22 protein-coding genes are annotated in these 24,242 nt (G+C 68.4%); 16 read left to right on the top strand and 6 right to left on the bottom strand.

Annotated features, from left to right (window positions below):
• Window positions 1–98: 98 nt before the first annotated feature.
• Window positions 99–1,214, top strand: coding sequence for a cellulase family glycosylhydrolase (locus HQ308_RS04855; protein WP_222645581.1), 1,116 nt, complete (start codon window positions 99–101; stop codon window positions 1,212–1,214).
• Window positions 1,215–1,216: 2 nt separating this feature from the next.
• On the opposite strand, the gene HQ308_RS04860 is transcribed toward HQ308_RS04855, so the two are convergent.
• Together HQ308_RS04860 and HQ308_RS04865 are read right to left on the bottom strand one after the other, a co-directional pair.
• The gene (locus tag HQ308_RS04860) at window positions 1,217–1,828 is read right to left on the bottom strand and encodes an excalibur calcium-binding domain-containing protein (protein ID WP_222645583.1); all 612 of its coding nucleotides are present in this window, start codon (window positions 1,826–1,828) and stop codon (window positions 1,217–1,219) included.
• A gap of 98 nt (window positions 1,829–1,926) precedes the next feature.
• Window positions 1,927–3,279: an MmgE/PrpD family protein gene (locus tag HQ308_RS04865; RefSeq protein WP_222645585.1), complete on the bottom strand. Its 1,353-nt coding sequence runs from the start codon at window positions 3,277–3,279 to the stop codon at window positions 1,927–1,929.
• A gap of 168 nt (window positions 3,280–3,447) precedes the next feature.
• Here HQ308_RS04865 and HQ308_RS04870 point away from each other — a divergent pair, with 168 nt between their 5' ends.
• Entirely contained in the window at window positions 3,448–4,260 is an 813-nt protein-coding gene (locus HQ308_RS04870) for a cyclase family protein (RefSeq protein ID WP_222645587.1), read from the top strand.
• Complete coding sequence (locus tag HQ308_RS04875; RefSeq protein WP_222645589.1) at window positions 4,257–5,672, top strand: MmgE/PrpD family protein; 1,416 nt, start codon at window positions 4,257–4,259, stop codon at window positions 5,670–5,672. The genes HQ308_RS04870 and HQ308_RS04875 overlap by 4 nt, the downstream gene beginning before the upstream one ends.
• Here HQ308_RS04875 and HQ308_RS04880 read toward each other — a convergent pair.
• Together HQ308_RS04880 and HQ308_RS04885 are read right to left on the bottom strand one after the other, a co-directional pair.
• Entirely contained in the window at window positions 5,669–6,481 is an 813-nt protein-coding gene (locus tag HQ308_RS04880; protein WP_222645591.1) for a CoA ester lyase, read from the bottom strand. The genes HQ308_RS04875 and HQ308_RS04880 overlap by 4 nt on opposite strands.
• A gap of 8 nt (window positions 6,482–6,489) precedes the next feature.
• Window positions 6,490–7,290, bottom strand: a complete 801-nt coding sequence (locus tag HQ308_RS04885) for an IclR family transcriptional regulator (protein WP_222645593.1) — start codon at window positions 7,288–7,290, stop codon at window positions 6,490–6,492.
• Between the two features lie 244 nt (window positions 7,291–7,534).
• On the opposite strand from HQ308_RS04885, the gene HQ308_RS04890 reads away from it, so the two are divergent.
• From HQ308_RS04890 to HQ308_RS04940, 11 genes are all read left to right on the top strand, one after another.
• A complete protein-coding gene (locus HQ308_RS04890) occupies window positions 7,535–8,755 on the top strand; it encodes an ABC transporter substrate-binding protein (RefSeq protein WP_222645594.1) in 1,221 nt (406 codons plus the stop codon).
• Window positions 8,752–9,735 (top strand): branched-chain amino acid ABC transporter permease, encoded by a 984-nt coding sequence (locus tag HQ308_RS04895; RefSeq protein ID WP_222645596.1) that lies wholly within the window; start codon window positions 8,752–8,754, stop codon window positions 9,733–9,735. Before HQ308_RS04890 ends, HQ308_RS04895 begins: the two co-directional genes overlap by 4 nt.
• Window positions 9,732–10,775: a branched-chain amino acid ABC transporter permease gene (locus HQ308_RS04900; protein ID WP_222645599.1), complete on the top strand. Its 1,044-nt coding sequence runs from the start codon at window positions 9,732–9,734 to the stop codon at window positions 10,773–10,775. The genes HQ308_RS04895 and HQ308_RS04900 overlap by 4 nt, the downstream gene beginning before the upstream one ends.
• On the top strand, window positions 10,772–11,491 hold the full coding sequence (locus HQ308_RS04905; protein WP_197027740.1) for an ABC transporter ATP-binding protein: 720 nt from the start codon (window positions 10,772–10,774) through the stop codon (window positions 11,489–11,491). The genes HQ308_RS04900 and HQ308_RS04905 overlap by 4 nt, the downstream gene beginning before the upstream one ends.
• Window positions 11,488–12,192 (top strand): ABC transporter ATP-binding protein, encoded by a 705-nt coding sequence (locus HQ308_RS04910; protein ID WP_222645601.1) that lies wholly within the window; start codon window positions 11,488–11,490, stop codon window positions 12,190–12,192. The genes HQ308_RS04905 and HQ308_RS04910 overlap by 4 nt, the downstream gene beginning before the upstream one ends.
• Window positions 12,193–12,220: 28 nt before the next feature.
• Complete coding sequence (locus tag HQ308_RS04915; protein WP_222645603.1) at window positions 12,221–12,853, top strand: hydantoin racemase; 633 nt, start codon at window positions 12,221–12,223, stop codon at window positions 12,851–12,853.
• A complete protein-coding gene (locus HQ308_RS04920; RefSeq protein WP_222645605.1) occupies window positions 12,850–14,217 on the top strand; it encodes an FAD-binding protein in 1,368 nt (455 codons plus the stop codon). Before HQ308_RS04915 ends, HQ308_RS04920 begins: the two co-directional genes overlap by 4 nt.
• Window positions 14,218–14,229: 12 nt before the next feature.
• A complete protein-coding gene (locus tag HQ308_RS04925) occupies window positions 14,230–15,696 on the top strand; it encodes a dihydroorotase family protein (RefSeq protein WP_222645607.1) in 1,467 nt (488 codons plus the stop codon).
• The gene (locus tag HQ308_RS04930) at window positions 15,693–16,880 is read left to right on the top strand and encodes a CaiB/BaiF CoA-transferase family protein (RefSeq protein WP_222645609.1); all 1,188 of its coding nucleotides are present in this window, start codon (window positions 15,693–15,695) and stop codon (window positions 16,878–16,880) included. Before HQ308_RS04925 ends, HQ308_RS04930 begins: the two co-directional genes overlap by 4 nt.
• 26 nt (window positions 16,881–16,906) lie before the next feature.
• Window positions 16,907–17,308 carry a hypothetical protein gene (locus tag HQ308_RS04935; RefSeq protein ID WP_027504763.1) on the top strand — a complete coding sequence of 134 codons (402 nt, stop codon included), beginning with the start codon at window positions 16,907–16,909 and terminating at the stop codon, window positions 17,306–17,308.
• A gap of 258 nt (window positions 17,309–17,566) precedes the next feature.
• Window positions 17,567–18,832: a DUF4185 domain-containing protein gene (locus tag HQ308_RS04940; protein WP_222645611.1), complete on the top strand. Its 1,266-nt coding sequence runs from the start codon at window positions 17,567–17,569 to the stop codon at window positions 18,830–18,832.
• Between the two features lie 3 nt (window positions 18,833–18,835).
• On the opposite strand, the gene HQ308_RS04945 is transcribed toward HQ308_RS04940, so the two are convergent.
• Both HQ308_RS04945 and HQ308_RS22865 read right to left on the bottom strand, forming a co-directional pair.
• Window positions 18,836–19,069, bottom strand: coding sequence for a hypothetical protein (locus HQ308_RS04945; RefSeq protein ID WP_222645613.1), 234 nt, complete (start codon window positions 19,067–19,069; stop codon window positions 18,836–18,838).
• 100 nt (window positions 19,070–19,169) lie between these two features.
• A complete protein-coding gene (locus HQ308_RS22865) occupies window positions 19,170–19,640 on the bottom strand; it encodes a DUF3558 family protein (RefSeq protein WP_222645614.1) in 471 nt (156 codons plus the stop codon).
• Window positions 19,641–19,977: 337 nt separating this feature from the next.
• Here HQ308_RS22865 and HQ308_RS04955 point away from each other — a divergent pair, with 337 nt between their 5' ends.
• Together HQ308_RS04955 and HQ308_RS04960 are read left to right on the top strand one after the other, a co-directional pair.
• Window positions 19,978–22,788: an FAD-linked oxidase C-terminal domain-containing protein gene (locus tag HQ308_RS04955; protein WP_308115696.1), complete on the top strand. Its 2,811-nt coding sequence runs from the start codon at window positions 19,978–19,980 to the stop codon at window positions 22,786–22,788.
• 60 nt (window positions 22,789–22,848) lie between these two features.
• Entirely contained in the window at window positions 22,849–24,234 is a 1,386-nt protein-coding gene (locus HQ308_RS04960) for an acyl-CoA dehydrogenase family protein (RefSeq protein ID WP_222632930.1), read from the top strand.
• Window positions 24,235–24,242: the final 8 nt, after the last annotated feature.

The following is a 24,242-nucleotide window of genomic DNA, read 5'->3' on the forward strand; positions in this document are numbered from 1 at the left end:
TTCGGCGTGTTACCTGTGTGACTGATGTGACTGGTGGTACTTCTGACACCGAGAGCTTCCGCGTGTCGCGGTAGCCGAGTCGGTCGGGGAGTGCGGTCATGCAGGTCGGTAGACGCGTTGCGCAGATTCTGTTGGTGGTGGCGACGGTGATCGCCACTCTGTCGGTGCCGACCGCGTCGGCGGCGAGTCCCTATGTCGGGCGTCAGGGCATCGGGCTCAACGGCATCGACTTCCGGAGCAGCTCGAGCGCTCAGCAGGCGCAGGCGACCCGGGTCGCGGGCACGGGCGCCAAGTGGGTCCGCATCGAGATCGACTGGTGGTACGTCCAGGACGGTGGGCCGACGGCCTACAACTGGTCGGGTCCGGACGGAGCGGTGGCGGCGGCCAAGGCCAAGTCCCTCAACGTCCTGCTGCTCATCCAGAAGACACCGCCGTGGGCTCGGACGACGAACGACGGCAGCACGCCGCCGACGAACCCGAACGACTACGCGACGTTCGCCGCCAAGGTCGTGAGCAAGTATGCGCCGCAGGGGGTTCGATCGTTCGAGGTGTGGAACGAGCCGAACCTGTGGATGTTCTGGGCCGACCCGGTGACGGGCAAGCCGAACGTGCAGGGTTACGTCGATCTGCTGAAGGCGGCCTACCCGAAGATGAAGGCCGCCACCACCAGCGCCATCAGCATCGTGGCCGCCGGACTGTCCCCCTACGGCACCACGGGTCAGAGCCCGGAAGGGCACGCCGTCTCACCGATCACCTACCTCGATCAGATGTACGACCTCGGCGCCGGACCGTACTTCGACGCCGTCGGCTGGCACCCGTACACCGCGCCCGCGTTGCCGAACGACACTGCCGACTGGAACGCGTGGTCGCAGATGAGCGTCGACTTCACCAATCCCGACGGCACGATCTACCAGAAGAGCGCGCGCACGATCATGACCGAGAACGGCGACGCCGGGAAGCTCATCGTCATGACCGAGGCCGGCGCCGCCACCGCGGGCGACCCGAGCGTCAGCGAGCAGGTACAGGCGACGGCCTACCGACAGGCCGTCGACAACCGCCTGTCCTACTCGTGGGCCGGGCCGATCTTCTTCTACGAGACCACAGACCGCGCCGCGATGACCGCGGTGAACCCCGACAAGGAGAACTACTTCGGGGTCTACCGCTCGAACGGGGTGGCCAAGCCGGCGGTGACCGTTCTCAAGAGCGTGCGCTGAGCTCACTCACACCCGACGCCGTCTCCGTCGCGGTCCAGGTGCGAGCCGTAGCCGGGGTCGCCCACGCGGACGGGCGCCGCGCCGGCGTTCCGAGCCGCGGTGCAGTTCGTGTAGTACGTCGATCCGGACGACTCGGGAACGACGGCCGGCGCGACGTACGGAGCCGGTGCGGGTACCGGCGCGACGAACGGCACGGGCGCCGGGACGTAGGCGCGGTCGACGTCCGGCACGTCGACGTCCGGCACGTCGACGTCCGGCACGTCGACGTCCGGCACTTCGACGTACGGGGTCTCGACGTACGGCACCGTCGTGGTGGGCGGCGGTGCGTACACGGTGACGGTCTCGGGAGTGGTCGTGACGGCAGTGGTCGTCGACGTCGTGGTGGTCGGCCGCGGGGTGGTGGTCGTCGCGCGGGGAGTGGTGGTCGGTGCGGCCGACGTGGTGGTGAGGGTGGTCTCCGCGCTCGCGGCGACGGGTTCGGGTTCCTGCATCAGCCCCATTCCGACGACGGACAGGCCCACGAAGGCGGCGACAGCGGCCGTGATCTTGCCCTTGTTGCCCTTCTTGCGGGCCTCGATGTGGGGCGGCTGGAACGGCGGCGGATACGCGGTCATGCAGGTCCTCAGGTGAATGGCAGCAACGGGTCACACCACACGTCGCGCGGGGCGCGCGTCACGTTACAGGGTGGTCGGTTTCCGCCGGAACGCGCTGCTCAGGGCAGTGCGGTCAGAGTTCGGACCACGTCCGAAGAATCCAGGACATCGGTGACCACGCGATCGATCCGCCCGGCGTCCTCCGCGCCGACGAGCCGTTCGATCTTCTCCAGTATCTGTGCGTGGTCCAACGGGAAATGGTCGACGTCGCCCACCGGATCCGGTGAACCCGCCGACACGGTCTCGCCGGAGACGAGAACGATGTCGACCTCCGCGGCGCGTCGGTCGGGCAGCAGCGCCGTGAGCGCGGGCGACGACTCGACGTCCACCCGTGCGCTGAACTCCTCCGCCGCACGGAAGGTCGCGCTGCCGGGCGTCAGGGTCTCCAAGTCGATGCTTCCGGCCACCACCGCGGCGGACACGACGAACGGCAGCGAGAACATCGCACCGAGCCGCGTCGAGGGGTGCCGACCGAACAGGGGTTCCGCCAGCGCGTGGGTGCGGACGCGCACGCTCGCGATGTCGGCGGTATCCAGGTTCGTGCGCAGAGCCTGCACGATGTCGACGGCGGCGTGGGTGTACGAGCAGCTGGCATGGCGCTTCGCGTACCCCTGATCGAGGGCGAACGTGCCGTCCGGCGCGGGTGCGAGCCTGTCGGCATCGAGAGTGCCGACGATGTCCCCCAGGGTCGTCGCCGCCGCGCCGCTGTTGTGCACCAGTCCTGCCGAGGACAACCGTGCGGCGTCGAGTCCCGCACGGACGGCGCCGCCGATCCACAGGTTCCGGGCGAAGTTGCCCGCGAGCACCACGGCCCACGGTGCGACGTGCACGAGCGCGGTCGAGGCGTCGATCGCGGCCGCCGTGCGCTCGGCGTCGAGATCCCACACGACGGCAGCGGCGGCGGCGGCGCCGGTCGCTCCCCAGTGTCCGTGGGTGTGCCACTTCGGGTCGCGGGTCAGTGCGGCGCCGAAGCGGGTGGCCACCTCGTAACCGGCCACCACGGCGGCGACGAACCGGTCGCCCGGCACCGCCTGCGCGCCGAGGCGGGCCGCTGCGACGGCGGCCGGGAGCACATGGGCGGCAGGGTGACCCGCCGCGTACTTGTTGCCCTCGTCCAGTTCGAGGCAGCACGAGGCGATCGCGTCCAGGTAGGCCGCCGTCTCCACGCCGGTGTGGGCGCCGCGGCCGACGGTGGCCGTCGTGCCCGGTTCGGCTCGCCACCGCGTGAGAAGCGCGGTCAGTTCCGGTGTCCGCGCTCCCGCCAGGGTGACGCCCAGAAGGTCGAGCAGCACGGTGCGGATCCGACTCTCGTACGCGGTACCGGTCGCGGGTAGGTCCACGCAGAAACGCGCCAGATCGTCGATGCGTAGTCGCACCTGTTCCGCTGAAAGGAACGTCGCCGAGTCGGTCATGCGACAACGCTAGGACTGACACTCGTGCTGGTCAATACATCTGCCGGACGTGATCAGGGCTGCTAGGGTCGGCATCGACAACAGTCAGGCACCCCGGTGTCTCCGGTGTCGATCCGCTCAGCGGAACAGTGCGCACCGTGAACCCAGTCCAGAGGAGAGAATCGAGCCATGTCGGACAGACTTCTCGAGGCCGTCACGGCCGGTGTACGCACGGTCGATCTCGGACGCCAGCTGCGGGTCGGTATGCCGCAGTCGCCGAATCACCCGCAGTTCTGGCACACGCTTCCGCGTCGGCACGGTGACATGACCCGGTCGGACGGCGGCAGCGCCGCGAACGACATGATCACCACCGGAACGCATGTCGGAACCCACATCGACGCGCTCGCCCACGTCTCCCACGAGGGGAAGATGCACGGCGGTGTCGACGCGGCCGAGGCCGGTGTCGGCGGCAAGTACGTCGAGCTCGGCGTGCACACGATCGCGCCGATGATCCGACGCGGCATCCTGCTCGACATTCCGGCCGTGCGCGGAACCGAGCGACTCGAGGGCGGCGACGAGATCACGGTCGACGACCTCGAGTCCGCCTGCGCCGCGCAGGGTGTCGAGGTGTCGGCCGGCGACGTCGTGCTGATCCGCAGTGGGTGGGCGCAGTTGTTCGACGAGGGTCAGCCCTATGTCGGTGGTCCGTCCGGGGTTCCCGGCGTCGGCGAGCCCGGCGCGCAGTGGCTCGCGTCCCGAGAGGTGCACGCTGCGGGCGCCGACACCATCGCCTTCGAACGCCTCGCGCCGGGCGGTGGCCACGCGCTGCTCCCCGCTCACCGAGTCCTGCTGGTGGAGAGCGGCATCTACATCATCGAGGCCCTCGATCTCGAGGAGCTCGCACTCACCCGGACGTACGAGTTCACCTTCGTCCTGGTGCCGCTCAACATCTTCGGCGCCACGGGATCGCCGGTGCGCCCCCTCGCGGTGGTGTCGGCATGACCGAGTCCACACTCGCCCGCACGCTGGCGGAGTTCGCGGTGGCGCACTCGTTCGACGATCTGCCTGCCGACGTGGTGGACAGCATCGGGCTCCGCGTCCTCGACACGCTCGGGATCGCGATCGCCGCCACGGAACTCGACACCAGCGCGATGGCCACCGCGTGGGCGCGGGAGCAGGGCGGCCGGGCCGTCGCCTCGGCCGTCGGCGTGGAGGAGAACCTCCCGCCTACCCTCGCGGCCTTCGTCAACGGGGTGCTCGCGCACTCCCTCGACTTCGACGACACCCACCTGCCCTCGGTACTGCACCCCAGCGCGTCGGTGGTACCGGCCGCACTCGCCGCGGCGCAGCAGCACGGTGCCTCCGGCCGGGACCTGGTGCGCGGCATTGCGATCGGCCTCGAGGTGTGTGTCCGCCTCGGCATGGCGGGGTTCGATCCGGAGACGAAGAACTCGGTGTTCTTCGAGAACGGGCAGCACGCCACGTCCATCTGTGGAGCCATGGGCGGTGCGGTCGCTGCCGCGGTGATCGGCGGCGCCTCGGCCGACGGCATCGTCGACACGCTCGGTATCGCGGCGTCGATGGCGGCCGGCATCATCGAGGCGAACCGCACCGGTGGCACGGTCAAGCGCATGCACTGCGGGTGGGCGGCGCACTCCGGCGTGTCCGCGGCGGGTCTCGCTCGGCACGGCATCACCGGACCGCCGACGGTGCTCGAGGGCAGGTTCGGATTCTTTCAGGCGTGGCTGCACCAGAGCGGACGCGCCGCCGAGATCACCGACGGCCTGGGCAGCACCTGGGCCGCGCCGGGTCTCTTCGTGAAGCCCTACCCGGCCAACCACTTCACGCACGCGGCTCTCGACGCGGCGGCGGCGTTGCGGAATCGGGGCATCACGCCCGCGGACGTCGAGCGGTTCGTCCTCGGTGTCCCCGCTGCCAACCTCCGGACCATCGGCGAACCCATCGAGGTCAAGCGCACCCCGCAGACCGGGTACATGGCTCAGTTCAGCGGACCCTACGCGGTGGCGGTGGGCATGCTCGGTGGCGGTGGACTCGGTGCGGTACTGGACGACTACACCGACGAGAAGGCCACGTCGACGGAGCGTCGCGACATCATGGCGCGCGTCGACGTCGTCCCGGACGCACAGTGCGACGCCATCTTCCCGCACCAGTTCCCGGCCGTTCTCACGGCGTATCTCAGCGACGGCACCACCGTCGTCCAAGAGGTGTTGACCACGCGCGGTGGACCGGAGCGGCCGTTGTCGTTCGAGGACGTTCGAGCGAAGTTCACGGCCAACGTCGACGGCCTGCTGAGCGTGCAGGCAGCCGACGCCTTCGCAACGCAGTGCGCCGGCCTCGCCGACCTCGAGGACCCGGGCGCGCTGTTCGATTCGATTCGTACTCTGGGGAATTAGAGTCGGACGCGGGCCAGGATCTCCCGGGCGCCGCGGACCACGGCCTCGTCGACGAAGCGCCCGTCGTCGTCGACCGTGGGCCCGCCGGCCGCCCGGTCGAACAGGTCGACGAGGCGCTCGGCCCGGCGCACGTCGTCCGCCGCCGGTGTCAGGGCATCGTTGATCACGGGCACCTGACCGGGATGCACCGCGGTGCGGGAGCGGAAGCCCATGTGCACGAAGTGCGCGGTGGTGGTGACGAATGCGTCGAGGTCGCGGAACTCGGTGGAGGTCGGTGCGATCGGTGCCTCCAGACCCGCTGCTGCGCAGCCGATCACGATGTCCGCGCGGATGGCGTCGACCACGTGCTCGGTGTCCGCCGCGCGGGTGATCCGCAGATCGGCCAGCAGGTCCACCTCGCCGATGCCGACGGTCACCAGTCGGGAACTGCTCGCCAGGTCGGTCAGGCCGCGCAGGGCGGCCGCGGTCTCCACCAGACCCACCATCGCGATGTCCGCGTCTCCGAGTCGCTCGTCCGCCTCCGCGAGGGAGGCCGCCCCGCACTTGGCCACGATGATCCCGGTGACGCCGGGTCGCGCCGCCGCGGCGAGGTCCTCGGCGAGGAACTCGGGTGTCACGCGAACCCACACCTGCGCTCCACCGTCGCGCGGACGGTCCAGCCACTGCGCGACATCGGTTCTCGCCGTGTCCTTCTGCGCGAGTGGGACCGCGTCCTCGAGGTCGAGGATGACGGCGTCGGCCGGGCCCGAGACGGCCTTGTCGAACAAGGCGGGCTTCACGGCCGGCACGTAGAGGAACGAGCGCGGCATGCGGCGGGTCATCGGGCGGCCCGCGCTTCGAGGCTCTGCGTGATCGCGCGCGCGGCGGCCAGCACCTGACCGGCGTGCGCCACGTGATCGTCGTCGGCGGTGGAGGAGTAGCGGAAGGCCGGTCCGGAGGAGCTGACCGAGCCGAGCACGTGGCCGGCCGCGTCGAAGAACGGGGCGGCGATGGAGGCGGCGCCGGTGTTGCGCTCGTTGATGGAGGTCCCGTAGCCGGTGTCCCTGATCTCCTGGAGCCGGGCCAGGAACGTCGTCTCGTCGGCGTCCGGAGTGCTGCCCCGCAGCTCCTCGAAGGCCTCGTGCGCGTAGTGCGGCGGAAGGAACGCGAGGATGGCGCGGCTCGAGGCACCGGAGTGCAGTGGGTACTGCGGCCCGATCTCCACCACCATCTTCACTTCCTGCGGACTCTCGTACTGGTCCAGGTAGACGCGTCGATGCCCCACCAGGACGGACAGTGTCGCCGTCTCCAGCGTCTGAGCGCGCAGCCGCCGGAGGATCGGCGCGGCGATGGAACGGACATCGAGTTGGCTCCATGCCTTCGTGCCGAGTCCGATGGCCGCCGGGCCGAGGGAGTAGGTGGACTCGCCCGCCACCGGCTGCACGATCGAGCGCGATGCCAGGGACTGCAGGATCCGGTGCACCACAGCCTTGCTCAGGTCCAGGCGGCGCGCGAGCTCCGTGACACCCAGTGCCCGGTCGGACTGCGCGAAGGACAGCAGGACGTCGGCCACCCGATCCGCCGATTCGGTTCCCGTCGACGCGGAGTCGGTGCCGGTCGAGCTGGTAGTTGCGGCCATGGGGCCAACCTTCCACATTCGCTGAGTACGTGCGCGGCTTCGGCGCGTTCCGCTGAGCGAACCATACCCGTAACAAGAAAGTCATCAAAGAGCCTGTTCTGGCCCAGTGATGCGTGTAATACTCAGTACTGCAGGGAATAGCCACCCACTAAGTGGTGCGCTGAGCGGAACACAGGCCGTGTCCTTCGGTCACACGGTTTCCCGAGACTCGGCGCCTCGATCGGCGCGGAAGGCAGATCCAATCATGAGAAAAGTCGTAGGCGTGCTCGCCGCAGTGGCCCTTCTGGGCACGGCTGCGTGTGGATCCTCGTCCGGATCGGACGGTTCGGGTCCCATCAAGATCGGATCCGTGCACCCCACCACCGGTGCGCTGGCCGGTGTCGGTGGACTGATGAACGACGGTGCCGCACTGGCCGTCGAGGACATCAACGGTGCCGGCGGCATCTCCTCGCTCGAGGGGCGTCCACTGGAACTCGTCACCGGTGACAGCCAGGGCAAGGCGGAGGTCGGCCAGAGTGAGGCGCAGCGTCTGATCGACGACGGCGCAGTCGCCCTGGTGGGCACCTATCAGAGTGACGTGACGCAGAACGTCGCATCGGTCGCCGAGCGCTCGCGGGTGCCGCTGGTCATCGACGTCGCGGTCGACGACAAGATCCTCGACCAGGGTTACCAGTACGCGTTCCGTATCCAGCCGAACGCCTCCAGCATGGGTACCGACGGCGCCAAGGCGCTCGCGGCCATCGAGGAGCAGACCGGCCAGCCGATCGATCGCGTGTCCTACCTGCACATCGAGGGCTCGTTCGGTGACAGCGTGTTCGACGCCTTCGAGAAGGAGGCCGCGAACCAGGGCATCTCCTCGGTGCAGGAGATCACGTACCCGGCCACCAACTTCTCCGACGCCACGACGCAGGTGCGCGAGGCCGCGGTCTCCAACCCCGATGTCGTCGTCGCGACGGGCTACTACCCGGACGGTCTGCTGATCGCGAAGGCCGTCGAGCAATTGAACGTGAACGTCAAGGGTGTGTACGGCATCGCCAACGGCGCCTTCGACGACAGTTCCTTCCCGGCTGCCGCCGGCACCGCCGGTGAGGGTGTGCTGTCCGCCAATTACCACTTCGATGCCACCAGCGATCGAGTCAACGACATTCGCTCGCGCTTCGAGGAGAAGTACGGCCGTCCGATGGAGACGGCGGCGATGCTGTCGTACCAGGCCGTCGAGGTCATCGCGGCCGGACTCGAGGACGGCGCCGACGCGGATCCGGAAGCGTTGCGCGAGGCCATCTCCGGGGTCACCATCGACGACCCGCTGCTCGCCTTCTCCGGTCCCATCCAGTTCGACGAGACCGGTCAGAATTCCAACGCGACGGTCATCGTGATGCAGGTGCGCGACGGCCAGGTCACCCAGGTCTTCCCGGACGAGTTCGCCACCGAGGCCATCGAGTTCCCCGCGGGAGCGGGCCGGTGACGGTCGTCGCCGAGAGCGCGGCCACGGAGAAGACCCGGCGCGCCGTGAATCCCGGCGTCGCCGTCGGGGGAGCGCTCGTGGTGATCCTCGCCGTCATCTTCTTCGTCGGCGGCAAGGACCAGGGTCTGGTCGGCCAGGCCATCGTGTCGGGGCTGCTGCTCGGCGGGGTCTACGCGCTGATCTCGGTCGGCCTGACACTCATCTTCGGTGTGCTCGGCATCGTGAACTTCGCCCAGGGCGCGATGCTCACCCTGGCGATGTACATCGTGTACGCGCTGTCTACGGCGGGGTTGCCCGTCTACGTGGCAACGCTTCTCGCAGTCCCCGTCATGTTCGTGTTCGGCATGATCGTGCAGGCCACCCTGCTCACCAAGCTCACCATCGGCGGGAGCCACGAGGGTCCGCTACTGGTGACACTCGGGTTGTCGTTGCTCATCATCAACGTGCTCCTCATGGTCTTCGGTGGTCGGCCCAAGTCGGTGGAGGCGCCCGTGGACGGATCGATCTCGATCCTCGGCACCGTCGCGGCCTGGCCTCGGGTGCTCGCGTTCGTCGGTGCCGCGGTCGTGGCCATTGCGCTGAAGTCGGTGCTCGAAAGCACGCGCCTCGGGTTGTCGATCCGCGCGGTGGCGTCGAACTCGGAGGGCGCCAAGCTCGTCGGAGTCGACATCGGCCGCGTCTACGCGCTGACGTTCGGTATCGGCGCGGCCTGCGTGGCCGTCGCCGGCGGTCTCATGACACCGTTCACGTCTCTCACCCCGTCGGTGGGCGAGCAGTTCACGATCCTCGCCTTCGTCATCGTGGTGCTGGGCGGTCTCGGCAGTGTCGTCGGAGCCATGGTCGGCGGCATCGTCATCGGTCTGGTCCAGACGGTCGGCGCCCTGTACCTCCCCGGTACCGGATCGCTGATCCTCGTCTTCGCCGTGTTCGTCATGGTGCTCTTTCTCAAGCCCGAAGGTCTGTACGGAGGACGCCGATGACCACCACGACGGATGTCTCGACGGACTCCGCGTCCGACACGCGGCTGAAGGACTCCTGGCTGCGACGCCAGTTGCTCACGCTCGTCATCGGATTCGTGGTCGTCGCCGCGTTCCCGCTCGTGCTCGGCGAGCAGGCGCAGACGGTCGCGGTCCGGACGTTGATCTTCGCGATCATGGCGGTCGGCTGGAACCTCATGAGCGGCTTCGGCGGCATGTTCAGCTTCGGTCACGCGGCGTTCTTCGGCATCGGCGCGTACACCGGTGCGTATCTGCTGGTGGAGCACGGCATCTCACCGTGGATCTCCATGCTCGTCGGCGCCGTGGTGTCCGCCGCGGTGGGCACCACCATCGCCTACCTGTGCTTGCGCTACCGGCTGGCCGGGTCGTACTTCGCCCTGGCGACGTTCGCCTTCGCACAGATGTTCCTGCTTCTCGTGCAGAATCTCGAGGTCTTCAACAAGACCGAGGGCTTCAACGTGCCGATCCTGCCGCGTGATTCGTGGTGGATGCTGCAGTTCGAGAAGGGCAGTGCCAATTACCTGTGGATCCCGTTGGTGATCCTGGCGCTCGCGGTGCTGGGCACCATCTTCTACGTCCGGTCCCGGCCGGGGCAGTACGTGCAGGCGATCCGTGACGACGCCACCGCCGCAGCCTCTCTCGGCATCGACACGATGAAGTACCGGCTCATCGCGGTCGCGGCGAGCTGCGCCCTCACGGCCGTGGCCGGCGCGTACTACGTGCAGTACTACTTCTTCGTGGGCCCCGAGCAGGCATTCGGATCCGCGGTGTCCGTCGAGGCCATCGTCCCGGCCGTCATCGGCGGCATCGGAACCATCTGGGGACCGGTGCTCGGCGCCGCGGTCATCGGGCCGCTGTCGGAGCTCATCAACGAGCTGCTGCGCAACCCGCCCGCGTTCCTCGAGTTCCTCCAGGGATCCATCGGACTCGACGTGGCGGTCTACTCGGTGATTCTCATCCTGATCGTGATCTTCCTGCCCAAGGGGATCTTCGGCACGATTCGCGAGAGGTGGCGCAAGTGAGCGTCCTCAGTATCGAGAATCTCAGCAAGTCGTTCTCGGGCATCCACGCGGTGCGCGACGTCAGCATCGACGTCCCGGACGAGCAGTTTCTCGGCATCATCGGCCCCAACGGCGCCGGCAAGACCACCCTGTTCTCGCTGTTGGCCGGCGAGCAGCCGCCGACGTCGGGTCGCGTGATCTTCGACGGCACCGACATCACGGGGTGGCCCGCGGACCGCATCGCGCGCGCTGGGCTGGTGCGTACGTTCCAGTTGATGCGGCCGTTCGAGTCGATGTCCGTTCTCGAGAACGTCACCATCGCCGCACTGTCCAAGCGTAAGTCGCGGAAGGACGCGCGTCGGCACGCTCTCGAGGTGCTCGACCGGGTGCAGCTCTCCGACCAGGTGGGCGGGACGGTGTCGACGATGTCGACGGCCGGACTCAAGCGCCTGGAGCTGGCCCGCGCTCTTGCCATGGAACCGCGGGTGGTCCTGCTCGACGAGGTGCTCGCGGGACTCGTTCCGGCGGAACGTGCGCCGATGATCGAGCTGCTGCGCTCCCTGCACAGCGGCGGGCAGACCGTCCTGTTCGTCGAACACATCATGGCCGCGGTCATGGCGTTGTCCGAGCGTCTGGTCGTCATGCACGAGGGCGCGGTCCTCACAGCGGGGGATCCGCGCACCGTCATCGAGGACCACCGCGTCGTCGAGGCCTATCTGGGTGAGGAGACCGCATGATGCTCGAGATCGACGATCTGCACGCCGGCTACCGCCGACTGGAGATCCTGCACGGTGTCACGATGCATCTGGAGAAGGACGAGATCGTCTCTCTCATCGGAGCCAACGGCGCCGGCAAGACCACGACGCTGCGCGCCCTGTCGGGTCTGGTCACGCCCAGCAAGGGCCGCATCATGTTGGACGGCGACGACATCAGCGGCAACCGCGCCGATCGCATTGTCCGGTCGGGGCTGGTGCACGTCGCCCAGGACCGCGCACTCTTCGGTTCGCTGCCGGTCTCCGAGAACCTGGAGATGGGCGCGTACACCCAGAAGCGCGGGTCCACGAAGGAGTCGCTCGACCGCGTCTTCGATCTGTTCCCCATTCTCGCCGAGCGGCGGACCCAGCGCGCGGACACCATGTCCGGCGGTCAGCAGCAGATGCTGGCCATCGGCCGCGCCATGATGTCGAAGCCGCGTGTGCTCACGCTCGACGAACCGTCCGTCGGCCTGGCGCCGAAGCTCGCCGCCGAGGTCCTCGAGGCCATCGTGCGGATCCGCGAGACCGGGGTGACCGTGCTGATCGTCGAGCAGAACGCCGCACAGGCACTCGCGATCTCCGACCGCGCCTACGTCATCGAGAGCGGATCCATCGTGCTCACCGGTACGGGAGCCGAGCTCGCCCACGACGATCGCGTCAAGGCTGCGTACCTCGGCATCTGATGCCGCACCTCTCGTCAGGAGTTTCCCCGTGCGATTGCTCGCATACACCCCCATCCATGTCGACTTCGCCGAGTTCCGGCGACGTCAGGAGCGGTACGACGCACTGAGCCCGGTGGGCGTGTCCGTCGTCCTGCGCAACATCGGTCCCGATGCTCCGCGCGCGCTGGACACCGAGGCCGACGTCCGAGCGTCCGAAGTGGCGCTGGCCGCCGCCTTCCGCGCCTCCGATCCGGACGAGTTCGACGGGTACCTGCCCGACTGCGTGCTCGATCCGTGTGCGGAGGAGGCGGACTCCTTCGAGCGTCCCCTGTACGGACTGACGCGACTCACCGCGTCGTTCTACGCCTCGCAGGGCCACCGCCTCGGCGCCCTCGCCCGCAATGCCGCCATCGCTGCCGAACTCGACCGCCGCGTGGCGGGTTACGGCATCGCCGCCGAGCCGACCGTCGTCATGGACCTGTCGTTCGACGACATCGCGGATTCGCGGGCCTGGGCCGACGCGGTCACCGTCCACGCTCGTGCGCTGACGTGTTCGGTGGCCATCAACGCGTGCTCGGCGGTCGATCTCACCGGGCCGCGAACCACACCGCTGGTCGTGGATCCCACGGCCACCGCCCTACGCCTGCTCGCACTGCGCGACGAGCTGGAGCCGGCATCGTGAGCGCGGACGGACCCGATCTGATCGTCGCCGGCGCCGGCGGCGGACTGATCGCCGCGCTGCGTGCCGCCGAGCACGGACTCGACGTGCTGGTCGTCGAGGCCAGCGACCACTTCAAGCGCGGCAACAACACCGCGATGTCGACGGCCATGATCCCCGGCGCGGGGTCCCGCTGGCAGCGTGAGGCGGGCATCGAGGACTCCCCGGAGACGTTCGTCGAGGACGTGCTCCGCAAGACGAAGGGCACGGCCGACGCAGAGCTCGCCGGAGCCCTCGCCCGCGTGAGCGCGCCACTCGTCGAATGGATGGCAGATCACCTCGAGGTGCCGTTGTCGCTGGTCACCGATTTCGCCTACCCCGGTCACTCGGCACTGCGCTGCCACACCGTCGAGGGTCGGCACGGAAGCGTGTTGCTCGAGCACCTGGTGCGCGCGGTGACGGCGGAGCCGCGCATCGACGTTCTGGCACCGGCCCGGCTGACCGACGTCCGCGTCGACGACGGTCGCGTCACCGCCGCGGTGATCACGCTCCCGGACGGGTCGACCGAGACGATTCCCACCGACGCGGTGCTGTTGGCCACCAACGGGTACGGCGGCGACCACGAGCGGGTCGCCACCCACGTCCCCGAGATCGCGCAGGCTCGCTACCACGGCAGCGAGCACTCCCGCGGAGACGCGCTCACCATCGGTGACCGTCTCGGCGCCGCGACCGCGTATCTCGATGCGTACCAGGGGCATGCGGCGCTGTCGAAGAAGGCGTCGACTCTGGTCGGGTGGGCCACCGTCATGCACGGGGGCGTCGTCCTCGACCTCACGGGACGACGCTTCGGTGACGAGACGACGGGCTACTCCGAGTACGCCGCCCATCTCGCGGCCCGCCCGGAGTCCGAGGGCGTCATCGTCATCGACCGCAACATCCACGACAAGTGCCTGTCCTTCACCGACTTTCGTCAGACGGTCGATTCGGGCGCCGTCGTGTGGGCGGACACGCCGGCCGAGCTGGCCGACGCGCTGGGGCTCCCCGCCGATGCCGTCGTCGACGAACTCGCGGCCGTCGAGAGGTACGCACGGAGTGAGGAGTCGGACCCGCACGGGCGCACCTCGTTCGAGCACGAGCTCACCGGGCCGTACGCGGCGATCCGCATCGTCCCCGCGCTGTTCCACACCCAGGGCGGCCTCGTCGTCGACGGGAACGCTCGGGTCCTGCGACCCGACGGCACCGCGATCGAGGGACTGTTCGCCTCCGGCGGCGCTGCGATGGGCATCTCGGGCCACGGCGCCGCGGGGTACCTCGCCGGCAACGGATTGCTGCCCGCACTCGGACTCGCTTATCTGGCCGCAGATGTCGTGGCCGGTACTCATCACTAGAGAAGGATTGTCATGACGAAGCTTCTGATCACCAATGCCCGAGTCGTACGTCCGGGCGCCGATCATCCCGAGGACGGCGAATTCCTCGACCTGCTGATCGAGGACGGGAAGTTCACCCGCATCGAGGCGGGGATCGATCCGTCGAGCGCCGACACCGTCGTCGACGCCGCCGGCAAGGTCGCATTCCCCGGAGTGGTGGACGCGCACCAACACTGGGGCATCTACAACCCGCTGGGTGAGGACGCCTACACCGAGTCCAGGGCCTGCGTGCAGGGCGGTGTCACCACCTCGTTGTCCTACATGCGCACCGGTCAGTACTACATGAACACCGGTGGTTCGTACGCCGACGTGTTCCCGACGGTGCTCGAGGCCACCGAGGGCAAGCCGTTCGTCGACTACGCGTACCACCTCGCGCCGATGTCGAAGGAGCACATCGCCGAGATCCCCTCGCTCATCACCGATCACGGTGTGACGTCGTTCAAGATCTTCATGTTCTACGGCAGCCACGGGCTGCACGGGCGCTCGACCGACCAGAGCGAATTCCTCATGACGCCGGAGGGCGAGCGCTACGACCTCGCACACTTCGAGTTCGTCATGCGCGGCATCCAGGCCGCACGGGAGCAGCTCGGTGACAAGGCCGATCACATCTCGCTCTCGCTGCACTGCGAGACCGCCGAGATCATGAGCGCCTACACCAAGCTCGTCGAGGAGGAGGCAACGCTCACCGGCCTCGCGGCGTACAGCGCCTCGCGTCCGCCGCACTCCGAGGGGCTCGCGGTCACCATCGCGTCGTTCCTCGCCGACGAGACGCAGCTGCCCAACATCAACCTGCTGCACCTCTCCTCCCGCAAGGCCCTCACCGCCGCGATGCGGATGGCGAAGGCGTTCCCGCACGTCAACTTCCGTCGCGAGGTGACCATCGGTCACCTGCTCGCCGACATCGACACCGCCTACGGTTTGGGCGGCAAGGTCAACCCGCCGCTGCGCCCGCGCGACGACGTCGAGGCCCTGTGGGAGCACCTGCTCGGCGGCGACATCGACTGGGTGGTCAGCGATCACGCGTGCTGCAAGGACGAGAAGAAATTTGCCGAGGACCGCGGCGACATCTTCGCGGCCAAGTCGGGATTCGGCGGCGCCGAGTACCTGCTGCCGGGACTGGTCAGCGAGGGCCGCAAGCGCGGACTCAGCTGGCGCCGCATCGCGGAGCTGACGTCGCTCAATCCCGCTCGTCGCTACGGACTTCCGGGCAAGGGTGAGATCGCCGTCGGTATGGACGCCGACCTGGCACTGGTCGATCCCGATCACACGTGGACGGTGCGTCCCGAGGATTCGGAGTCCACGCAGGAGTACACCCCCTTCGAGGGCTTCGAACTCGGCGCGAGGGTCACCGACACGTTCGTGCGTGGCCACCGAGTACTCGACAACGGCGCTGTCGCGGGGGAGCCGACCGGCCGCTACCTGCACAGGCCCTACAAGTGACCGGGCCCCTGGAGGGGATTCGCGTTCTCGACGCGTCGACGATCCTCGCCGGTCCGCTGGTCGCCCAGATCCTCGGCGACTTCGGTGCCGACGTCGTCAAGATCGAGCACCCCACCAAGCCGGACGGTATGCGTGGGCACGGTCTGGACAAGGACGGGCACCCGTTGTGGTGGACGATGGTGAGCCGCAACAAGCGCGGCATGACGCTGAACCTCGGCAAGCCCGAGGGGGCCGACGTCTTCCGCAAGCTCGTCGCGGACGCCGACGTGGTGGTGGAGAACTTCCGGCCGGGCACCCTCGAGAAGTGGGGCCTCGGCTACGACGTGCTGTCCGAGATCAATCCGGGTCTGATCCTGTTGCGTGTCACCGGTTTCGGCCAGACCGGGCCCTACTCGACGAGGCCGGCGTTCGGCACCCTGGTCGAGTCGATGAGCGGGTTCGCCCACCTCACCGGCTCGGCCGACGGACCGCCGACGCTTCCCGCCTTCGGTCTGGCGGATTCGCTGGCCGGTATCGCCGGATCGTCGGCGGTCTCGATGGCCCTGCTGCACCGGACGAAGACGGGAAAGGGTCAGCAGATCGATCTCGATCTGCTGAGCCCCATCATGACGGCGGTCGGGCCCGGCATCATCTACGCCGACCAGTTGGGCATCGACCAGGAGCGCACCGGTAACCGGTCGAGCAACAACGCGCCCCGCAATCTCTATCGGACCAAGGACGAGCACTGGCTGGCGATCTCCACCAGTGCCAACTCCATCGCCGAGCGCGTTCTCCGCATCGTCGGTCACCCCGAGGTTCTCGACGAGCCGTGGTTCGCCACGGGCCGTCAGCGCGCGGCCCACGCCGACCTGCTCGACGGATACGTCGGTGGGTGGATCGCCGAGCGCACGCGCGACGAGGTGATCGCGGCCTTCGAGGAGGCCGGCGCGGCGGTCGCCCCCGTCTACAAGCCGAGCGAGCTGCTCGACGATCCGCAGGTCAACGCCATCGAGATGGTCACCACAGTCGAGGACGACGCTCTCGGGCCGGTGCGCATGCAGAACGTCATGTGGCGCATGGGGGAGAGCCCTGGCAGCATCCGCCACACCGGACGTCCGCACGGCGCGGACACCGACACCGTGCTCGCCGAGCTCGGTCTCAGCGACGACGAGGTGCGCACCCTGCACGAGACCGGCATCGTCTGACCGCTCGAGTGGGCACACTGGTGTCCATGACGTCAGCACACAGTGTCGCGAAGGATCTCGGTCGACGGCTTCTCTGGTGGGGCGGCGGCAGTGTCGCGGTCGGTGCCGCCGCAGCGTTGGGCGGCGGCTCTCCCGCGGTCCGTGCTTTCGGCATCCAGACCGCGGGCTGGGGTGCCATCGATCTCGCCATCGCCGGGATCGGGGCGGCCCGGTCCACCGAGGTTGCGGCCGACAAGCTGCGGAAGACCTTGTGGATCAACACTGGACTCGACGTCGTCTATGTCGCCCTGGGTGCACATCTCCTGTACCACCGGCCCACCTTCGGCGGGAGGGTGACGCCGCAGCAGTCCTCCGGGCACGGTGCCGCAGTCGTCGTGCAGGGTGCGGCTCTCCTGGTGCTCGACAGCGTGCACGCGAAACGCTTGTGACTCAGGACTCGGCATACCGCCCGGTCCGAGGGGCACACTGGACTGGAGTCCGCGGACCGACGTGGGCCTCGTGGCCGGTGCGTCCGTCGGGGGCGCACCGGCCGCCCTCATTGTGCGGCTGAAATACCCACCGTGTAATTCTCATTTGTCAAGTACCGACACGTGCTTTTGTTGCGGCGTGCCCACTTTTCGGTAACACTCACCACATCAGTCACATGAGTCACGTGAGTCACACAGTCGATCGGTGGGGGTCGGAGTATGCGAGCACGAAGTCGGCAGATCGCGGTGGGGGCCGCGCTGACGTTGGTGGCCAGCGGTCTGGGTGTGCTGTCGGCACCGGTCGCGTCCGCGGAACCGTGCGGTGGTCTCGGTGGCCCCGGCTCGTCACTGCTGGGCAGCTTCTTCGGCAGCAGCGGATCGAGTGGCGGCGGGGGCAGCAACCCGCGCGGGACTCAGCAGCCGCTCGCCCCGATCCGCAGTGGGAACACGCAGTCCGTGGGGTGGGTGACCGGACCTCTCAGCGCCAACAACACGTACGACCGTTTCGGCATCTCGGGTACCGATCTCGGCATCAGCTGGGACAACGGCGCAGGCCAGACGCTCATGGCGTTCGGTGACTCCTTCGGCAACTGCTCGGTGAACGGCCAGCAGTGGCGCAACAACCTGCTGCTGCGGTCCAGCGACGACAACCTCTCCGACGGCATCACCGTTCCCGACGCCGTCCCCGGCGACAGCGCGTCCGGCTCCGTCGTCCTGCCGGCGACGCCTCGGTACGCCGAGCAGATCGTCCCGACGCTGCGGTTGCCGGAGATCGAGGTGACCACCATCCCGACGGCCGCCATCGCCATCGACGGCGTGCAGTACCTGAACTACATGTCCGTGCAGAGTTGGGGAGCCCCCGGCCGGTGGGTCACCAACTTCTCGGCCATCGCGACGTCGAGGGACAACGGGCAGAGCTGGACGACGGACCCGATGACCATTCGCGTCAACAAGGGCGTCACGATTCCCGGTGTCGCTCAGGTCAACGAGGCCAACGGCCGATTCCAGATGAACGCATACGCCAAGGGTCCCGACGGCTGGCTGTACCAGTTCGGAACGCCCAACGGCCGTTTCGGTGCAGCCTTCCTCGCCCGTGTGCAACCGGCGGACATCCTCGATCTGACGAAGTACGAGTATTCCACCGGTGATGTCGCGCGCCCGTGGTCGACCGATGTCGCCGATTCGAAGAAGGTCGTCGACGAACCGGTCAGCGAGCTCAGCGTCTCGTGGAACGCGTACCTGAAGAAGTACGTGATGCTCTACGGCGATGAGAACCAGGGCTCGATCGTCGCCCGCACCGCCACGGATCCGCAGGGACCGTGGAGCCCGATGACAACTCTGCTCGGGCGGGCGGAGACCATCGGCGGCGTCTACGCCCCGTACATCCACCCGAAGTCGAGTGGGCGTGACCTGTACTTCACTGCCTCGCGCTGGTCCGACTACAACGTGATGCTGTTGAAGACGGATCTCGATGCGCTGAAGTGACGGCTACTTCGGCGTGATGCGTTGTGCCGCTTCGCTGTCGGTGGACTCGTAGTTCCGACCCATCTCGGTGAAGGTGTCGGCGAGCGACGACGCGACCGCGATGTGCGCCTGAAGCAAGGTCGACAAAGACCCCGGCCCACCCACCGCGAGCTCGGAGTACTTGCGCGCCAGCGCCAGGCCGGAGGGGAGGGTCCCGAAGCCCTGTGCGAAGTCCTGCACTTGGATGGTCGACCTCACGGCGGTGATGCCTTCGGCGAATTCTGCGCACGCACGGGCACATCGCTCCGCGGCCTCCGTGGTTATTTCGAGCTCGTTCAACCCTGTCACGGTGCCCCCGTCATGGTGGTGTCGCGCTCTCGAGAGCGCCTGAAATGCGCCTGGCTTCTGCGCAGTAGTCGCCGACAGTTGATGAATCACCCGCGTTTCTCACGGCGAACTCAATTGCCCCTGCGGTCGATGCGTACGCGATGTGGCAGGCCTCGTCGAGAGTTCCCGGCAGTTGCTGGAAGCTGAGCGCTGGGCGCCCGCCTATATCTATATCCTCTGGGTTCACGGATCGGCTGTCTCCGCGGAACTCTGATATCGCTGTGGTCGTCGACGAGATGGTCAGGACGAACCAGTCCTGCCGGAACGAGCAGTACCGCCACTGACTGTTTCCCTGATCGAACTGACCCGAGTTGACAATCTCCGCGTTCACGCCCGCAGCCGCCACGGCGTCACTCGGAATGGTGCACGGATCCCACAGCTCCGCGACGGGTTCGCCCGAGACGCCGGGGGAGCAGGCGCCGCAGAACACGAGCGCAGCCACGGCCACCCCACCTCGAATCCATCGCACTCGAACTTGGACGCGGTCAGCGGCCCGGCGGTTCCCATGCGGATCCGCGCGGGTTCTGGTCAGCCGCGCGCGGTCCAACCGGCGCGGGTGTCCGAACGGTGCTCGGATCCGCCGCGACCGCTGGCCGCGCAGCTCCCAGCACTGCGCGCAGGCCACGGACTTGCGCGTACTGCTGCACGGTGCGCGTCTGCGGCGCCGACCGACGCGCCGATCCGCGCGACCGTCAGCACCCCCGCTCACCACAACCGGCGCACCCGACCGGAGCGTGCGCGGACAAGCGAGCACCACCATCCGCTCACCGCCCAGCACCGTGCGCAGGCCACGTCCAGCGCGTACTGCCGCGCAGTGCGCGGGCCTCGACGACGTGCTCACCGACGGCACGACCCGCGCCGCCTATTCGTCCGACGCGTCGCTCTACCGCGTGCACCCGCTCGTCGTCGCGCGGCCCCGTCGCACCGAGGACATCGCGGCGGCCGTCGCGGTGTGCCGCGAGACCGGGGTCCCGCTGACCATGCGCGGCGGCGGCACGTCCGTGGCCGGCAACGCGGTGGGTACCGGGGTTGTGCTCGACGTCAGTCGGCACCTGAACCGGGTGCTCCACGTCGACCCCGAGGCGCGCACCGCGACTGTCGAACCTGGCGCCGTGCAGTCGGTGGTGCAGAAGGCAGCGGCGCAGCACGGGCTCCGGTTCGGTCCCGACCCGTCCACCTTCACGCGCTGCACCGTCGGCGGCATGATCGGGAACAACGCGTGCGGCTCGCGCACTCTCGGCTACGGCCGGACCTCCGACAACGTCTCCGCGCTCGACGTGGTGACGGGCAGCGGGGAGCAGCTGCACCTGCCGAGGGACACCACGTCTCCGACTCTCGACGCGCTGCGGCAGATCGTCGCCGGCGGACTCGGAACCGTCCGAACGGAATTCGGCATGTTCGGCCGCCAGGTCTCCGGCTACGCGCTGGAGAACCTGTTGCCGGAGAACCGTTTCGACGTCCGCCGGATGCTGGTGGGCAGCGAGGGCACGCTCGCGGTCACCACGCGCGCCACCGTCGACCTGGTGACGGAGCCTGCGTTCCGCATCCTCGTCGTTCTCGGGTACCCGGACATCGCCACCGCCGGTGACGCCGCGCCCACCGTCCTGACGTTCACGCCCACCGCATGCGAGGGCATCGATTCGCGCATCGTCGACGTCGTCCGCGAACGCCGCGGACTGCATGCGGTTCCGCCTCTTCCCGGCGGCGCCGCGTGGTTGTTCGTCGAGGTCGTCGGCGATACCCGCGAGCAGGCCATGGACCGAGCCGACGCGGTCGCACGCGGTTGCGGAGCGGTCGACTCCCTGGTGGTCACCGACGCGGAACGCACCGCTCGGCTGTGGCAGATCCGAGCAGACGGAGCCGGACTCGCGGGGCGCAGTCCCGCGGGGTTGCCGGCACACGCCGGGTGGGAGGACGCGGCGGTACCGCCGGCCTCGCTCGGCCGATACCTGCGCGACTTCGACGACCTCATGTCGCAGTACGGGGTGACGGGGCTGCCGTACGGGCACTTCGGTGACGGGTGCCTGCACGTGCGCATCGACCTGCCGCTCGACAAGCCCGGTGGGACAGGGGTGTTCCGCCGGTTCCTCGTCGACGCCGCCACGCTGGTGGCGCGGTACGGCGGGTCGTTGTCCGGTGAGCACGGCGACGGCCGTGCGCGCAGTGAGCTCTTGCCGCTGATGTACTCGGCGGACGCACTCGCGTTGTTCGGTGCCGTCAAGCATGCGTTCGATCCCGACGGCATCCTCAATCCCGGCGTGCTCGTGGATCCTCGACCGCTCGACGTGGATCTCCGCGTCCCGGCCGCGAAGCCTCGGACGCTGCTCGCGATGGCCTACGCCGAGGACGGCGGCGACTTCAGTCAGGCCGTGCACCGGTGCACGGGCGTCGGCAAGTGCCGCGCGGACACCACCGGCACCAGCGGGGTGATGTGCCCGTCGTACCTGGCGACTCGGGAGGAGAAGGACTCCACCCGCGGGCGCGCCCGGGTACTGCAGGAGATGATCAACGGCACCGACGTCACCGGCGGGTGGCGCTCGCCCGAGGTGCACGATGCCCTGGATCTGTGCTTGTCCTGCAAGGGATGTGCCTCGGACTGTCCGACCGGTGTCGACATGGCGTCGTACAAGGCCGAGGTGCTGCACCAGAGCTACCGACGTCGGCTACGCCCTGCGGCGCACTACTCGCTCGGGTGGCTCCCGCGCTGGGCTGCTGTCGCCGCTCGGGCGCCGCGCGCCGTCAATGCCGCGGCACGGCTTCCGGGTGTGGGTCCGCTAACACTGCGGGCGGCGGGCATCGATCCGCGTCGCTCGATACCCGAGTTCGCCCCGACGACGTTCCGGCAGTGGTTTCACGAATCGCACCGGCCCACGACCGGTGATCCCGTCGTGCTCTTCGTCGACTCCTTCACCAATCACTTCACGCCCGAGGTGGGCCAGGCGACGGTGCGTGTGCTCGAGGCGGCGGGCTACCGGCCCAGGCTGACCGAGAAGCAGCAGTGTTGCGGTCTCACGTGGATCTCGACCGGTCAACTGGACGCCGCGAAGCGCATCCTGGGACGCACCGTGGACGCCTTGACCGCGGCGTCGGACGGCGGTGTTCCCATCGTGGGTATCGAACCGTCGTGCACCGGTGTACTACGAAGCGACGCAACGGAACTGCTCGGCAAGGAACGCGCCGCGCCGGTCGCCGAGGCCACCCGCACGCTGGCCGAACTGCTCACCGAGCGCGGGTGGGAACCGCCGTCCCTGAACGGCCGAGAGGTGGTGGCGCAGCCGCACTGTCACCATCACGCCGTGATGGGCTGGGGCGCAGACGCGACTCTGCTCGAGAGAGCGGGCGCCGATGTGCAGCGCCTGGGTGGTTGCTGCGGGCTCGCCGGGAATTTCGGCGTCGAAAAGGGGCATTACGACGTCTCGGTCACCATCGCCGGTCAGCAACTTCTGCCGGCGGTGCAGTCGGCGGCGGACACCGCGTCGATTCTGGCTGACGGCTACTCCTGCCGTACCCAGCTGTCCGATCTCACGGATCGCCGCGGTGAGCACCTCGCGCAAGTGTTGGCGAGCGCGTTGCCTGATGAGACGGAGTGACGTGTAACACTCGTCGAGGTGGGGTATGCCCTGCCGAAACAACCGTCCTGGGGGGACATCATGGCTTTCGATCTGACGCTCACACCGGCCCAACACGAGTTGGTCGGTCGTGCTCACGACTTCGCCGAGAACGTGGTGCGACCCGTCGCGCAGCACTACGACAAGGAGCAGGAGTTCCCGTGGCCGGTGCTGCAGGAGGCTGCGCGGGCTGGCTTCTACTCGCCGTTGTTCTACCGCGACCTCATCGGTGACCCGACCGGGCTCTCACTGCCGGTGTTCATGGAGGAACTGTTCTGGGGTTGTGCGGGAATCGGTCTCGCGGTGGTGATGCCGGCGCTCGCGCTGTCGGCCATCGGTCAGGCGGCGACGCCCGAGCAGATGCTTGAATGGGCACCGCAGTGCTTCGGCACCCCGGACGACCTGAAGCTAGCGGCGCTCGCCATCTCCGAGCCCGAGGGCGGCAGCGACGTTCGCAACCTGCGGACCACCGCGCGGCAGGACGGCGACGACTGGATCATCGACGGCCACAAGATGTGGATCGGCAACGGTGGCATCGCGGACGTGCACGTGGTCAACGCCAATGTGGACCCGGAACTCGGTCACAAGGGCCAGGCGCTCTTCATCGTCCCCGGCGGAACCCCCGGTCTGGAACTCGTGCGCAAGCTCGACAAGCTGGGGTGCCGCGCTTCTCACACCGCGGAGCTGAAGTTCGACAGTGTCCGCATTCCCGGTGCGAACCTCCTGGGCGGTCTCGACAAGCTCGAGCACAAGCTGGCCAAGGCCCGTGAAGCGGAGAAGACCGGGATCAGAGGTCGCTCCGCCACTCTCGGAGCGCTCGAGCAGACGCGACCGATGGTGGCCGCTCAGGCCCTCGGAATTGCCCGTGCCTCATTGGAGTACGCGACGAAGTACGCCAACGAGCGTGAGGCGTTCGGGTCACCGATCATCGACAACCAGGGCATCGCCTTCCCGCTGGCGGATCTCGCGATGCGGATCGACGCGGCGCGCCTGTTGACGTGGCGCGCCAGTTGGATGGCGGCCACGGGTGTCGCCTTCGAGCGCGGCGAGGGGTCGATGGCCAAGCTCGCCGCCACCGAGGTCGCGGTGGCCTCCACCGAGCGGGCGATCCAGACGATGGGCGGGTGGGGCTACATCACCGACCACCCGGTGGAGAAGTGGTACCGCGACGCCAAGCTGTACACCATCTTCGAGGGCACCAGCGAGATCCAGCGCGTCGTGATCAGCAATGCGATCGCGCAACAGGACGGCGCTCCGCCGCTGCACGTACAGATGGATGCCGAAGGGTCGGCGCTCAACAAGGCGTTCGGCCGCGGAACCGAGACGCGCACGAAGGTGATGGACAAGGCGATGGCGGCCAAGGACAAGGTTCCAGAGCCCGTGCTGCGGGGTGCCATGAAGTTCCTGCAGCCGCCCAGCCGGAAGTAACCCGACCG

The sequence above is a fragment of the Rhodococcus sp. BP-241 genome, from assembly GCF_019836145.1.
Taxonomy (GTDB): domain Bacteria; phylum Actinomycetota; class Actinomycetes; order Mycobacteriales; family Mycobacteriaceae; genus Rhodococcoides.